The sequence below is a fragment of the Dawidia cretensis genome, from assembly GCF_018598175.1.
In the GTDB taxonomy this organism is placed as follows: domain Bacteria; phylum Bacteroidota; class Bacteroidia; order Cytophagales; family Cyclobacteriaceae; genus Ohtaekwangia; species Ohtaekwangia cretensis.
This window is the reverse complement of the sequence record NZ_JAHESE010000003.1, coordinates 105353-119635: the sequence shown is the minus strand read 5'-3', so window position 1 is coordinate 119635 and position 14283 is coordinate 105353. Positions and strand designations below refer to the sequence as shown.

The 14283-nt window shown below is 52.7% G+C and carries 12 protein-coding genes; 2 read left to right on the top strand and 10 right to left on the bottom strand.

Going from position 1 to position 14283, the window contains the following annotated elements:
• Nucleotides 1-209 precede the first annotated feature (209 nt).
• Nucleotides 210-3134: a TonB-dependent receptor gene (locus KK062_RS05655; RefSeq protein ID WP_254083285.1), complete on the top strand. Its 2925-nt coding sequence runs from the start codon at nt 210-212 to the stop codon at nt 3132-3134.
• 57 nt (nt 3135-3191) lie between these two features.
• Here the strand turns inward: KK062_RS05655 and KK062_RS05650 are convergent, their stop codons facing one another.
• The 3 genes from KK062_RS05650 to KK062_RS05640 form a co-directional block, all read right to left on the bottom strand.
• The gene (locus KK062_RS05650) at nt 3192-3947 is read right to left on the bottom strand and encodes a copper homeostasis protein CutC (protein ID WP_254083284.1); all 756 of its coding nucleotides are present in this window, start codon (nt 3945-3947) and stop codon (nt 3192-3194) included.
• 230 nt (nt 3948-4177) lie between these two features.
• Complete coding sequence (locus KK062_RS05645; protein WP_254083283.1) at nt 4178-5146, bottom strand: isoaspartyl peptidase/L-asparaginase family protein; 969 nt, start codon at nt 5144-5146, stop codon at nt 4178-4180.
• Between the two features lie 64 nt (nt 5147-5210).
• Nucleotides 5211-6782 (bottom strand): acyl-CoA carboxylase subunit beta, encoded by a 1572-nt coding sequence (locus KK062_RS05640; protein WP_254083282.1) that lies wholly within the window; start codon nt 6780-6782, stop codon nt 5211-5213.
• Nucleotides 6783-6873: 91 nt separating this feature from the next.
• Here KK062_RS05640 and KK062_RS05635 point away from each other — a divergent pair, with 91 nt between their 5' ends.
• Nucleotides 6874-7815, top strand: a complete 942-nt coding sequence (locus tag KK062_RS05635; protein WP_254083281.1) for a Ppx/GppA phosphatase family protein — start codon at nt 6874-6876, stop codon at nt 7813-7815.
• Nucleotide 7816: 1 nt separating this feature from the next.
• Here the strand turns inward: KK062_RS05635 and KK062_RS05630 are convergent, their stop codons facing one another.
• The 7 genes from KK062_RS05630 to KK062_RS05600 form a co-directional block, all read right to left on the bottom strand.
• Entirely contained in the window at nt 7817-8368 is a 552-nt protein-coding gene (locus tag KK062_RS05630; protein WP_254083280.1) for a DedA family protein, read from the bottom strand.
• Nucleotides 8369-8381: 13 nt separating this feature from the next.
• Entirely contained in the window at nt 8382-9356 is a 975-nt protein-coding gene (locus tag KK062_RS05625) for a succinylglutamate desuccinylase/aspartoacylase family protein (protein WP_254083279.1), read from the bottom strand.
• A gap of 108 nt (nt 9357-9464) precedes the next feature.
• Nucleotides 9465-10376, bottom strand: coding sequence for a 30S ribosomal protein S6--L-glutamate ligase (rimK, locus tag KK062_RS05620; RefSeq protein WP_254083278.1), 912 nt, complete (start codon nt 10374-10376; stop codon nt 9465-9467).
• Between the two features lie 24 nt (nt 10377-10400).
• Complete coding sequence (locus KK062_RS05615; RefSeq protein WP_254083277.1) at nt 10401-10850, bottom strand: ATP-dependent zinc protease family protein; 450 nt, start codon at nt 10848-10850, stop codon at nt 10401-10403.
• A 104-nt stretch (nt 10851-10954) separates the two neighbouring features.
• Nucleotides 10955-11458: a DUF2911 domain-containing protein gene (locus KK062_RS05610; RefSeq protein WP_254083276.1), complete on the bottom strand. Its 504-nt coding sequence runs from the start codon at nt 11456-11458 to the stop codon at nt 10955-10957.
• Between the two features lie 191 nt (nt 11459-11649).
• Nucleotides 11650-12981: a signal recognition particle protein gene (ffh, locus tag KK062_RS05605; RefSeq protein WP_254083275.1), complete on the bottom strand. Its 1332-nt coding sequence runs from the start codon at nt 12979-12981 to the stop codon at nt 11650-11652.
• Between the two features lie 82 nt (nt 12982-13063).
• Nucleotides 13064-14257 (bottom strand): molybdopterin molybdotransferase MoeA, encoded by a 1194-nt coding sequence (locus KK062_RS05600; protein ID WP_254083274.1) that lies wholly within the window; start codon nt 14255-14257, stop codon nt 13064-13066.
• Between the last annotated feature and the right edge of the window lie 26 nt (nt 14258-14283).

Here is a 14283-nt window from a genome sequence, read left to right as displayed (position 1 = left end):
TTTTCTACCGTTGGCGGAAATTCATCGACCGGTGCGCCGGGTTGTCCGTACTTTTGGGGAAAGTCGAGTTTTTACCCGGAATGTCGAAGCAATCAGCCCATTGGTATAATACGTATCGGCGGCCACTAACAAAAGATTTCCTTTGCCGTTGACCTATGAAATAACGGATTTCCCACATCCCTTTTAACAATTTACCTGAGAGATTTAATATGAAAAAAGCACTTTTTTTCCTGGTGATCACTATGCTCCATGCCGGTGTGTTTGCGCAGGGCCAAGGTGGAGGCAGTGTAGCGGTTGGGGCCAGCAAGCCTATTGCGGGAAGCAAGATTACCGGTACAGTGCTCGACGCCGAAACCCAACAGCCCGTTGAATTCGCGACGGTAGCGCTGGTAGCAGTAGGCACTGAAACGCCGCTTGACGGTACCGTCTGCGATGACAAAGGAAAGTTTACGATCAGCAAAGTGAACCCGGGTACCTACGATGTGATCGTTTCTTTTATTGGCTATGAAACTCAAACGGTCAAGCAGATCACTGTACCGGAAAAAAAGGATGAGGTCAACCTGGGCGTGATCAAGCTCAGCACCGGCACCAAAGTGCTGAAGGAGGTGGTCGTCGAAGGACAGAAGGCACTGATCGAGGAGCGCGTCGACCGCACCGTATACAATGCTGAGAACGACCAGACCGCCCGTGGTGGCGATGGTACCGATGTATTGAAGCGCGTGCCGATGCTGTCGGTAGACCTGGACGGCAACGTCACGATGCGGGGCAGCTCGAACGTGCGGGTGTTGATCAACAACAAACCCTCTACGATCATGGCCTCCAGCGTGGGCGATGCGCTCAAGCAAATTCCCGCCGACCAGATTAAATCCGTCGAAGTGATCACGTCCCCATCTGCTAAATACGATGCAGAAGGTTCTGCCGGTATCATCAACATCATTACGAAAAAGAATACACTGGAAGGACTGACGTTAGGGGTAGACGCCGGCGTGGGTACGCGCGGGTCTAACCTGGGCCTGAATGGAAACTTCCGTCGCGGCAAGATGGGCTTTTCGCTGGGTGGCTGGGGCCGTTCAAATTATAATGTGAAAGGTAGTTTTCAAAGCGACCAGGTGACCCAATCAGCCGATGGCGACGTTACTAACATACAAAGTGCCGACACCCGCAACCGCGGACTGTTTGGCAACTACAACCTGGGCTGGGACTACGACATCAATGACAAAAACTACATGACGGCGTCGGTGCGCTTTGGCGCACGTAACGGTACAAACTTTCAAGACAACCTTTTCAGCCAGATCACCAACAGCCAGGGCGTGACCAGCAGCTTGCGGGACGCTACGTCTGAAGATCTTTCCAACTCCATCGACGCGAACGTTACGTTTACGCACTTGTATGAAAAACCTCAGCGCGAGCTGAGCATCATGGGTAGCTACGGCATCAACAATCGCACAAACTTCTTTGAGAACATTCTGCGCGAGCAGGATGGCACGGCGGCGCGGTCGGGCTTTAAAAATGACAACGACAGCTATAACGAAGAAATGACCTTTCAGGTAGACTACCAAACTCCGATCAGCACCAATCAAATGCTGGAATTTGGTGGAAAGGACATTATGCGTAAAGTATACAGCAATTATACTTACCTGATAGACATCGAAGGCGACGGCACGTACATACCATCGGCAAATTCTTCTTTATCCAACAACCTGAACTACGATCAGAACGTTGTAGCAGGCTATCTGTCGTACACCTATACAACCCCCAGCAATTATAGCTTCAAGGGCGGTGCACGGTATGAGTATACAACCATCGATGCGTATACCCAAACCGAAGACAACATCGACATTCCCGCCTATGGCGCATTGGTGCCCAGCGTGAACGTATCGAAGAAGTTTGCAAACGGCAAAACGGTGAAGGCCGCCTATAACCGTCGTATTCAACGGCCGTCCATCCGGTTCCTGAACCCGAACATCCAGGCTTCAAACCCGTATGATATTACCGAAGGCAACCCGACATTGGATCCGGAGTATACAAACAATTACGAGCTTTCGTATAGTACGTTTATCGGCGGCACTACGTTAAACTTCTCAACCTTCTGGCGTAATACGAACAACGCGATCCAGGACGTACGCAACGTCATCGGCAATAATCCAGCCGACCCTGACACCGTACGCACTACTTATCGTAACATCGGTCAGGAAGATGCCGTGGGTCTGAACTTCTTCGCGAACGTAAACGTCGGCAAGCTGTCACTGAATGGTGGTACAGACTTGTTCTACTCTATGCTGAAGAACCGTACGAACGATGCGCAGTCGAACGCTACCAACTCGGGTTGGGTAATGGGCTATCGCTTATTTGGCAGCTATAATCTCTCCAAAGGTTGGGGCTTCCAATTCTTTGGTTTCTACCGCGGACGCCAGGTACAGCTTCAGGGCACACAGGGCGGCTTTGGTATCTATAGCCTGGGCATGAAGAAAGACTTCAACAATAAGAAAGGCAGTGTAGGCTTTGGCGCGGAGAATTTCTTTACGCCGGAGTTCAAGATCCGCAGCGAAGTGCATACGCCGACGATCGACCGCAACAGCATGACCAGCATGCGTAACATGAGCTTCCGTGTTAACTTCAGCTACCGCATTGGCAAGATGAGCGTCGACTCGAGACCGAAGCGCCGTCGCTCTATCAACAACGACGACCTGAAAGAAGGTGGTGGTGGCGACATGGGCGGTGGTATGCAAGGTGGAGGCGGTGGTGGCCAGGGCGGCGGCACACAGCGCGGCAGTGGCACCGCTCCGACAGTTCCTGTTAAACCGCTGGCACCCGTGGATACCGCAGCGCAAATAGATGCTACCGGTTCATGGAACTATACTGTTGATTCTCCACAAGGCGGCGAAGGCACATTGGTGATCAAGAAGGAAGGCGAGGTATATAGCGGCACGATCAATAACAAACGCTTCAATAAGGAGCTGCCGTTGTCGTCTGTGAAAGTCAATGGCAACGAGCTGTCGCTGGAATACGAAGTATCGTTTGGCGGTAACACTATGATGATTCTTGTAAAGGCCATTATTACGGGTGATACCTTTAGTGGTAACATGGCCGTGGGACAGTTTGGAACCTTCCCGATTCAGGCTAAGAAAAACTAGGCCATTCGGCTGGTAGGTATAAAAAAAGCGGTGTCGATTCAATCGACACCGCTTTTTTTATACACCGGTATAGTATACTTTCTCCGCCAGCGTACGCAAGTTGCGAACGATCTGCGGGTCGACGGTGCGTAGTTTAAATTCAGCGCCTTCTTCAGAGCCCATGCCGGCGATGGCCAGGTTCTTGTACTCCATGGCGCTGGTGGTGTACGCCACGGCAGACGAATGTATTTCCCGGGCGCCTGACTTGCGGACAATGTCTTGTACGGTCTCTTCATTTACACCCGAGCCGGGCATGATGGCAATGCGGCCCGCGGCACGTTTTATGAGCTCGCCCAGAAGGTCGACACCCTGCAAGGCCTTGGGTTGCTGGCCCGAGGTAAGAATGCGATCGAAGCCCACTTCAATACAATCTTCCAGCGCTTCGAACGGATCGCGGGTCATGTCAAACGCGCGGTGGCATGTTACTTTAAGCGGCCGCGCTTTTTCAATCAGCTCACGGCAGCGTTTCTTATCGATTGTGCCGTCAGGATTTAGTATGCCGAATACAACGCCATCGACACTTAGCTTTTGACATTGTAAGATATCCCGCTTCATGGCGTGGTACTCATAGCTGTTATAGTGAAAGTCACCGCCGCGCGGGCGAATCATCACAAACACATCGATGTTCAGATGCTGGCGTATTACTTCGATGGTTCCGTGCGACGGTGTGGTTCCTCCGTCGCCGGGGCTATCACACAATTCAATGCGGTCTGCGCCGCCTTCCTGCGCCTTGAGGGCAGAATCAATGTTGTACGCTACTATCTCGATTTTCATGTATGTCGTTTTGCTGGGGCCGAAAATAGGGAAAAGCGACCCGGAAGGGCAAAAAATAAGAGTCCCCGGTTACGGAGACTCTCTATAGGACTAGGTTTAGGTAAGACAAAATTTTTAACTGGCGTTACTTTCGATAAGCCAGCATTCGTTTGGTTTATAACGAACTTTACCAAAGATATTTCTTTTACCATTACCTTCAAACTCCTACACCGGATTTTTCAGGGCATGGATTAAAAGTGGCTCTTGCCATCAAAAAGTTGGTTTCCGTCAGCCGTGTGGACAGCGTAGGTAAAGCCTTTTTGCAAACAATAGGCTCCATATTCACCTTGTTTGTTCACGGCCAGAAATCCGACCTGCACTTGTTTGGCTCTTTCCGGATTCTTTTTGAGTATCCGCTCTACTGCCAGGCGGCACGCGTCCTGCGGTGAATTGCCCTGACGCATGAGCTCTACTACCAGGTGGCAACCCACGATGCGGATCACCTCCTCACCTACTCCCGTAGCCGTGGCAGCACCCACCTCGTTGTCGACATACAGACCGGCACCAATGATGGGCGAGTCGCCTACGCGACCATGTAATTTATAGGCCATGCCACTGGTGGTACAGGCGCCGGACACGTTGCCGGCGGCGTCCAGCGCAATGATACCGATGGTATCATGGTTCTCGATGTTGGCTACCGGTTTATATTCTGCTTTTTTCAACCACTCTTTCCACGCCTTTTCGGATTCTTTCGTCAGCAGCTTTTCTTTCTTAAAACCATTGGCCAGTGCAAACTGCAATGCGCCATCGCCAACCAGCATGACATGGGGCGTTGTCTCCATCACTTTGCGGGCTACGGAAATAGGATGTACAATGTGTTCAAGGCCCGCTACAGAGCCGCAGTTGCCATGTTCATCCATGATACAGGCATCGAGCGTCACATGGCCGTCGCGGTCGGGTAAGCCGCCCAGGCCGACGGAGGTCTCTTTGGGATCAGCCTCCGGCACGCGGGCACCGGCCTCTACGGCGTCAAGCGCACGGCCGCCGGTGGACAGGACTTTCCATGCCTCCACGTTGGCGCCCAGGCCAAAATTCCAGGTCGATAGTACAATGGGCTTAGCGCCATAAGCAGCCGACGGGTGGGCCAGTGCTGATTTCGCAAACGGCAGGGCAGCAGCACCCAGGGCCGTCAGTTTAATAAATTTTCTACGTGAAGTCATAGACTCGTGTTATCGGTATAGGATTCGTATCTTCAAAACGAGTGACACCCTGCCGTTATAACCCCTACAGCGGTATATTTCCGTGTTTCTTTTTTGGCTGTGCCACGACTTTGTTTTCCAGCATGGCAAACGCCCGGATAAGTTTCTCGCGGGTCTGGTCGGGGTAGATCACTTCGTCGATGTATACGCGGTGTGCGGCGCGGTAAGGGTTTGCGAACTTTTGTGTGTACTCGGCCACCTTCTCGTCCAATTTCGCCGCGGGGTCTTCTGCCTCGGCAATTTCCTTTTTGAAGATGATCTCGGCAGCACCTTTGGCACCCATGACAGCGATCTCGGCCGTAGGCCAGGCGTAGTTCAGATCGGCACCAATGTGCTTGGAGTTCATGACGTCGTATGCACCGCCGTAGGCCTTGCGGGTGATGACCGTCACGCGGGGCACGGTGGCCTCGGAGAAGGCATACAGCAGCTTGGCACCGTTGGTGATGATCGCGTTCCATTCCTGGTCGGTACCGGGCAGGAAGCCGGGCACGTCTTCAAATACCAGCAGTGGTATATTAAAGCAGTCGCAGAACCGTACAAAGCGTGCGCCTTTTACGCTCGCATCGATGTCGAGCACGCCCGCAAGCGACGCCGGCTGGTTACCGACTATGCCGATGCTGCGGCCGGCGATGCGGGCAAAGCCCACCACAATGTTTTCTGCAAAGTTCTTATGCACTTCGAAGAACGTTCCATCGTCTACTACGCCGGCAATTACCTCGCGCATGTCGTACGGCTGGTTGGGATTAGCCGGTATAATATTATTCAGCGCCGGGCGTTTTTCATTTCCAGGTGTATAGGGAAGCCGCGGTGCATCGTCTTCGCAGTTCTGCGGAATATAGCTCAGCAGCGTTTTGATATAGGTAATACACTCTACCTCGTTTGCACAGGCAAAGTGTGTCACGCCGCTTTTAGAGCTGTGCGTAAAGGCACCGCCGAGCTCTTCCGACGTAACGTTTTCGTGGGTCACCGTCTTTACAACGTTGGGGCCGGTCACAAACATGAACGACGTCTTTTCGACCATCAGGATAAAGTCGGTAATGGCAGGTGAATATACGGCACCCCCTGCGCAGGGGCCCATGATGGCGGAGATTTGTGGAATTACCCCCGAGGCCAGGGTGTTGCGGTAAAATATATCGGCATAGCCACCGAGTGATACGACGCCTTCCTGAATGCGCGCGCCACCCGAGTCGTTCAAGCCGATGACCGGGGCGCCGTTCTTCATGGCCAGCTCCATGATCTTCACGATTTTTTCGGCATGTGTTTCGGACAGGGATCCACCGAAGACAGTAAAGTCTTGCGAGAACACATAGATGAGCCGGCCGTTTACCGTACCGTACCCTGTTACGACACCGTCGCCGAGGTAATATTCTTTATCAAGACCAAAGTCTTTGCTACGGTGCATGACGAATTTTCCCAGTTCCTCAAAAGAGCCTTCGTCTACCAATAAAAGGATGCGCTCACGTGCGCTGAGCTTTCCTTTGGCGTGTTGTTGCTCGAGGCGTTTTTCGCCTCCACCGACGAGGGCTTCCTGATTTTTACGTTCGAGCTCGGCAAACTTCTGCTGGAGGGAGGGTTCTTCAACTACTTGTTTGGGCATGTCCTTGGGTTAATTCCCTAAAGATAGAAAAAGTAGAGAGTCCAAACCTATAACCGGAAATTCGTATCTTCACGCCCTTTCTAACCACCCCATGTACGCAAAAATCGCCATTATCGATATGGGAACGAACACGTTCCACCTGCTTATGGCAGGGGCGGATGAACGCGGCTACCATGTTCTCTCGCGCGACCGGCTGGCCGTGAAAATCGGTATGGGCGGCATTAACGAAGGCTATATTACCGAAGCGGGTATTCACCGCGCGCTGCTGGCCATGCAAAGCTTCAAGAACATCATTGAAGAAGCCGGTGTGCAAAAAGTGTATGCCTTTGGCACCAGCGCGTTGCGCAATGCCCGCAACAACCACGAGGTGGTGGCACGCATCAAGGCCCTCACGGACCTGGACGTTGATATTATATCCGGCGACCGTGAAGCTGAGTTTATTTACCATGGTGTGAAGTCGGCTTTACACCTGGAAAGCGACAGGTCGCTCATAGTCGATATCGGCGGCGGCAGTGTGGAGTTTATCATCGGTGACAACGATACCATCTTCTGGAAAAAAAGCCTGGAGATCGGCGCGCAGCGACTACTGGAAAAATTTCACCAGCACGATCCCATCACGCCGGCCGATATGCAAGCACTCGATGTTTATTTCGACACAATGTTGGTACCGTTGTTTGAAGCATTGGAGCAATACCCCACCCGTGTGCTCGTCGGGTCTTCCGGCACCTTCGACACGTTAAGCGATATTTTCTGTATTCGTCACGATATTCACAAAACTGCCGAGGAGATTGAAACACCGTTGTCCTTGGGGGGCTTCTGGGAAATCTACGACGAGCTCATTCACAAGGACCGCGCAGCGCGCATGCAAATGCCCGGAATGATTGACATGCGTGTCGATATGATTGTTGTGGCTTGTTGCTTGATCCGGTATTTGCTGGAGCGTCACGATTTTAATCGCATTCGTGTATCGACGTATTCCTTAAAAGAGGGCGTGCTGGCGTCGCTTATTCAGGAGATGAAGTTATTGGCCTGAGTTACGGCGTGTGCATCTCGCGCATCGCGAGGCGTTTTACAATATATCCCACCAGCAGTCCAAAGCACGCAAAGCCCAGTACGATAAAGAGTATATTTTCCTCAAACGCGGCAGTTGTTAGATTTAGGAAACGCCCTACGAGATAGCCTGCCGTGCTAACCGTTGTGGCCCACAGCAATCCGCTTACGACACTGTATACTAAAAATTGCGCAGGCCGAATATGGCTCATGCCGATGATGACCGGAATCAATACCCGGAAGCCGTACAAGAAACGATATGTCAATAAAATCTGAAACTTGTGACGCATGAAGAAATGCTGTACGGGCCGGACTCGCGCTTGCAGTTTCGGACGGTGGGCAATGAAATATTTACCGTTCAGCCGACCGACCATATAATATACCCAGTCGCTGATAAAAGAGCCGGCAAAACCAAAGAGCATGGTGTAGGGCCCTTCGAAGAGGCCCTTGTGAATGAGAGACGAGGCCACCAGGATAGCGGTCTCACCTTCGAAAAATGTTCCGATGGTCAAGGCCAGGTATCCGTATTTGTCCAAGAATGCCTCCACGTTAATCGTCGCCTATGCTCTCTAACTTACAGAATGTGTCGGTGCCGATGTGCATCAGGGCATCGCCGGCATTGATAACAGGTATATTGTTCAGACCGATTACATAGCCGGTCTCTATCGCCAGGATCTTTTCCTGAAACTCTCCAAAAGGATCTGTCACCGTTCCCACCCAGTCACCCTTGTGTACTTGCTGTCCACAGATGACGTTGGGCTGAAAGAGGCCGGGCGTTTTTGCGCGGATCCATCCGGTACTCCAAATCACTTTGTTTTCCACCTCGGGATGTGGCGCGTCGTCAATCATGTTAAGGTACTTCATCAACCGCAGGGTGCCGGCAATGCCTTCTTTGATAGCATGCTGGTCAAACCGTAGGGACTCGCCACCTTCGTATACAATGATGTTTTTACCCTTGCGGGAAGCCTCCTTGCGCAGTGAGTTCGGTCGGAAAGGCGCATCGATCGTGAAGGGTGCGGCGAAGGCCTGGGCCAGCTCGAAGTTAATCTTGTCTTTGAGCTCAGCGCGTACCTGCGGATAGTTTGCGCGCATGGCACCACCGGTATGAAAGTCGACGCCGAAGTCGATAATGGGTACTACCTCGTGCATCATGTGATACGCCACCCGACTCGCCAGCGAGCCGTTGCGGTTGCCGGGAAACGAGCGGTTTATGTCCTTACCATCTGGCACTTCGCGCGAGTAGTTCAGGAAGCCGTACATGTTGATGATCGGCATACACACCACCGTACCACGTTTGGGCTGATGTAAACCGCTTTCCAGCATCCGACGGACGATCTCCATACCGTTAATCTCATCACCGTGCATACCTGCCATGAGTGCCAGCACGGGCCCTTCTTCGAGGGCTCGCGATACATAGATAGGCGTGTTAATAACGGTGTGTGACGGAAGCCGGGCGATATTGATGTTGATGGTCTTTGACTCGCCTGCCTGGATAGTATGGTCCGCTATCGTGATGTCTTTCATAAGGAGTTTTCCCACCCGACCAAAAGTCGGGATTTATGCTGGCTTAGGTTAAGGACAGCGTAAGATAGCAAATATTAGCGACTCCCCCCGCCGTTACGGGGCGGGCCGTCAGGCGTTGATGCGATCTTTCTGGATCTTTTTCTTAAGCGCGTTCTTTTCCAGGTAGTGAAAGATCTTACCCGCGATGTCTACTTTGGTAGCGCCTTCGATCCCTTCCAATCCTGGTGAGGAGTTTACTTCGATAATGAGCGGCCCCCGGTTGGAAGGCAACAAGTCTACACCCGCTACTCCCAGTCCCATCTTTTTAGCCGCCTTGAGCGCGGCCGACTTCTCCGCGCGTGTGAGCTTTACCACGGTGGCGATACCACCGCGATGCAGGTTGGAACGAAACTCGCCCTCGCGTGTTGCCTGGCGGCGCATGGCCCCCACCACTTCACCGTCGACAATAAACGCGCGTATATCGATGCCGCGGGCCTCTTTGATAAACTCTTGTACGATGATGCGCGCATGTAACCCGTGAAACGCTTCGATTACCGATTGCGCGGCCTTTTCATTTTCGGCCAGCACAACACCCAGGCCCTGCGTGCCTTCCAGCAACTTGATGACCACCGGCGCACCGCCTACGGCTTCCACGATACCTTCGGTGTCGCGTGAGTAGTCCATGAAGATGGTCTTGGGCAGGTCGAGTCCGGCGCGCGAAAGGATCTGTAGGCTGCGAAGCTTATCGCGCGACCGTATGAGCGCTTGCGACTCTATCGCTGTAAAAACTTTCATCATTTCAAACTGCCGCACAACCGCCGCGCCATAGAACGTCACGGATGCACCGATGCGAGGAATGATGGCGTCGAAGTAATCCAGGCGCCGCCCCTGGTATAATACCACCGGCTTTTTCTTTTCAATAAAGAGCACGCATTTCATGTGGTCGATGATCTCGACTTTATGCCCGCGTGCTTCACCGGCCTGCTTGAGGCGTATGGTAGAATACAACTTCGGATTGCGCGACAATATGGCAATATTCATAGGGGAAATCGGGGTAAAGAGGAACTAGCTTTTTTTCTGTTTCAGGGCACGTTGCAATCGCCGCTTTTCACGGTACGAAACATTCTTTTGTTTAACGTCTATCAGGAAGCGATCACGCAGGATCTTTCTTCCTATCAAGATCGGAAATTTAAGGGAACCCCGGTTGCTCAGCGAGAACTCGGTCGTTATTTCTTCGTTAAAAATTTTAAGCGTTGAAACAATCACAAAACGTCGCTCCAGGTCGCCAAAAGAATTTTTGACATCACGTTCTTCGAACTCGGCCACTGAAAATTTCATGCCTGTAAATTCAGGATGTTCTTCGTCGAGGAGAATAAATTCCAGACGGCCGTCTACCACCCGCGCCTGGCGACAGTGCAGGCTACTGGTATACGCGCCGGTGTCGATCTTCGCATGAATGTTGGTCAGGCCTAACATGGGTAGGTCGACGCGATCGTAACGGCCGAGAATCTTCATGAATCATTGTAGTGGCTTAAATATAGCGGGCCGGCCGGATAAAAAAAAAGCCCGGAGCGCGTGCTCCGGGCCGTTAATTTGCCTGGTTGCCGAAAGGGCCAGTGTTAGCCTTTTATTTTTATGGGAACGGCCGTGTTTTCCCACTTTAATACGACCTCGTCTTTGCCGGTGCTGATGTTGAAAGTCTCCACAAAGGCAGGAGTCTTGGTGGGCTTCACGGTCACGCGCAGCACGTCGTCCTTGTCATTATACTTATACGCACCCCACTGCTTGGCATCTTTGTTCAAGATGATGGTCCACTCATTTTCACCGGGGATGGTGAACAACGCATACTTACCCGCGGGTAAATCTTTGCCCTCTATTTTTACCGGCTTGTCAAATTCCAGCGTGGTCGCCTCGTTGGCACCGGTTCTCCAAACTTCACCATACGGAACAAGACCACCCATAATCTTGCGACTGCGGGCAGAAGGTTGGCAGTATGTAATTTTTACGGTGGCGGCACCTACCTTACCGGAAGTTTCTGACTTGGGGCTGGCAGGTTTGTCCTGGGCGCACGCAAGCGACACGACGGAAAGGAAAGTGATCATTAAAAATGCTGCACGTTTCATAAAGCTGTAGTTTTTGGTGTAAAGGGTTTAAAACTGGGTTTCAATATGTAAAAATGCCCCCGCAAAGCGGAGGCATTTTCTTAACTATTATAGAAATATTACCTGTAAACTATTTTAGAGAACGCTATGTACGCGTAAAAGTTTCCCTAAGCGGTTAATTTAATATGTTAATTTCTGTTAAATCTCTGCTCTTAGCGCCCGAACGGATTCAAGGCTGAAAGTGCTCGTTTTCCGCCACCCATTTTATTCATGGTTTTCATCATTTTGCGCATGTCACTGAATTGCTTCAGTAACTGGTTGACCTGCTGCACAGACGTGCCGCTACCCACCGCGATGCGGTTCTTGCGGCTCGCGTTGATGATGTCTGGGTTCTCGCGCTCGCTTAGCGTCATGGAGCGAATGATGGCCTCGATGGGCTTGAAAGAATTGTCGTCAATGTCGATATCCTTAATAGCCTTTCCCATGCCAGGGATCATGCCCAGCAGGTCTTTCATGTTACCCATTTTCTTAACCTGCTCGAGCTGCGACAGGAAGTCGTTAAAATCGAACTGGTTCTTGCGGATCTTTTTATTGAGTCGTGCGGCTTCTTCCTGGTCGAATGCCTGCTGTGCTTTTTCTACGAGCGTCACCACGTCACCCATGCCGAGAATACGGCTGGCCATACGGTCGGGGTAGAAGCGGTCGATCGCATCCATCTTTTCACCCGTGCTGATGAACTTGATGGGCTTGTCTACCACACGACGAATTGACAGGGCAGCGCCACCGCGGGTGTCACCGTCCAGCTTGGTAAGCACCACGCCGTTAAAGTTCAGGCGCTCATTGAAAGCCTTGGCGGTATTCACTGCATCCTGACCCGTCATGGAGTCAACCACAAACAGGGTCTCGGAAGGGTTCAGGGCTTCCTTCAATCGCGCGATCTCATCCATCATCTGCTCGTCTACAGCCAGACGGCCGGCGGTATCGACAATGACGATGCGGTAATTATTTTTTTTGGCGTGCTCGATCGCCGCCTTCGCAATTTTAACAGCGTCTTTATTCTCGGGCTCGGCGTACACCTCCACCCCTACTTGCTCGCCCAGCACTTTCAGCTGGTCGATCGCGGCGGGACGATAAATATCGCAGGCCGTCAGCATGACAGAGCGGCCCTGGCGCTTGAGATAGCTGGCCAGCTTGCCTGAAAATGTCGTTTTACCTGAACCTTGCAGACCGGCAATCAGGATGATGGCCGGCGAACCGTCGATCTTGATGTCTTCGCTCTGGCCGCCCATGAGGCCGGTCAGCTCGTCGTTCGTAATCTTCACCAGCAACTGCCCCGGCGACAGCGAGGTCAGCACGTCCTGGCCCATGGCCTTTTCCTTGATGTCGTCTGTTACCTCCTTGGCTACTTTATAGTTAACGTCGGCATCGATCAGCGCCTTGCGGATCTCCTTCACGGTGGACGCCACGTTGATTTCGGTGATCTGGCCCTGACCTTTCAGGGTCTGAAAGGCTTTATCGAGTTTGAAACTTAAATTATCAAACATGGATGTATCGGTATTTGAGTGATGAGCTTCGTTTTACAATTATTCGGGGGGCTAAGGTAAGCAAAATGTTGGGGAGTCCGCATCAGCCGCGAAAAGGCCAATATGGAAATACTTCGCCTGCCTGAAACTGGGTCTGTTCCAACGGCAGCTCCAGAAAGCCCGTCACATTTTTAAGGTTGGCAAAGTCGCCCGAGCCACCACCGGCGTCGGGGTAGGCCATGAGCCGACCCTGTTCGTTTCGCACACTTACCCGCAGGAAGTACGTTACCCTGGGCTGAAACGAAAATGGCACGGCCAGCACCGCATATGCCGGCGCCGCCTGCACGCCGAGGCTTTGCAGCAGCCAGGGTTTGACATACCGCTGAAAGCACAGAAACGTCGAGACCGGATTGCCGGGCAACGCAAAGACCGTTTTACCACCGGCCGACGCCCCAAACCAGAAAGGCTTGCCCGGCCGCTGACTCACCTGGTGGAAATGCTTGACAACACCCAGTGACTCGAGCACCTCCGGCACAAAGTCGAACTTACCTTTTGACACGCCACCCGATAAAATAATGACATCGTTTGCCTCCACCAGGCCGCGGAGCTTAGCCTGCAACACGTCCTTATCATCCGGAAGGTGTGAGAGCGAAGCGGTAACATGCAGCGCCTCCAGCGCGGCCACCAACGCATGCCCATTGGAGCGACGCACCTGGTGCGGCAGCGGCGTTTCGTCAACATCTACCAATTCATCGCCCGTTGAAACCACTGCCGCACGCGGCGGGGCGAACACGCTTACAAAAGGTTTCCCCACCGAGGCGAGCAACGCAACCTCCGCCGGTGACAAGACGAGACCGGGCTCCAGCAATAATGCTTCCCGGCGGGCATCGCTCCCCTGATAATGAATGCTCTGTCCACGTTCCACCGTGGCCACAGTGATGGTTGCCACGTTGTCCTGGATCGATACATCTTCATAACGCACCACGGTATCGGTACCACTCGGCAGCACAGCGCCGGTCATTACTTCGAACGCGTGCGCCGGATGGCTGAGCGTGTGCGATGGCATGCCGGCGGCTTGCGTACCCTCCAGGGAAAACGTGCGGCGACCTTCGTGCCACGCTTGGTAGGCTATGGCAATGCCGTCCATCGTGGCACGATCAAACGGCGGCAGGTCGCGGTCGGCGGCGATCTCTTCTGCCAGCACACGGCCGTGGGCCTGCGCCAGGGGAATGCTTTCGGTGCGCGGTGTATACAGTGCCTGCAAAATGCGGGCAGTGGCGTCTTGAACAGTTACCATAGCAATTATCGTTACCTTTGTTTTCG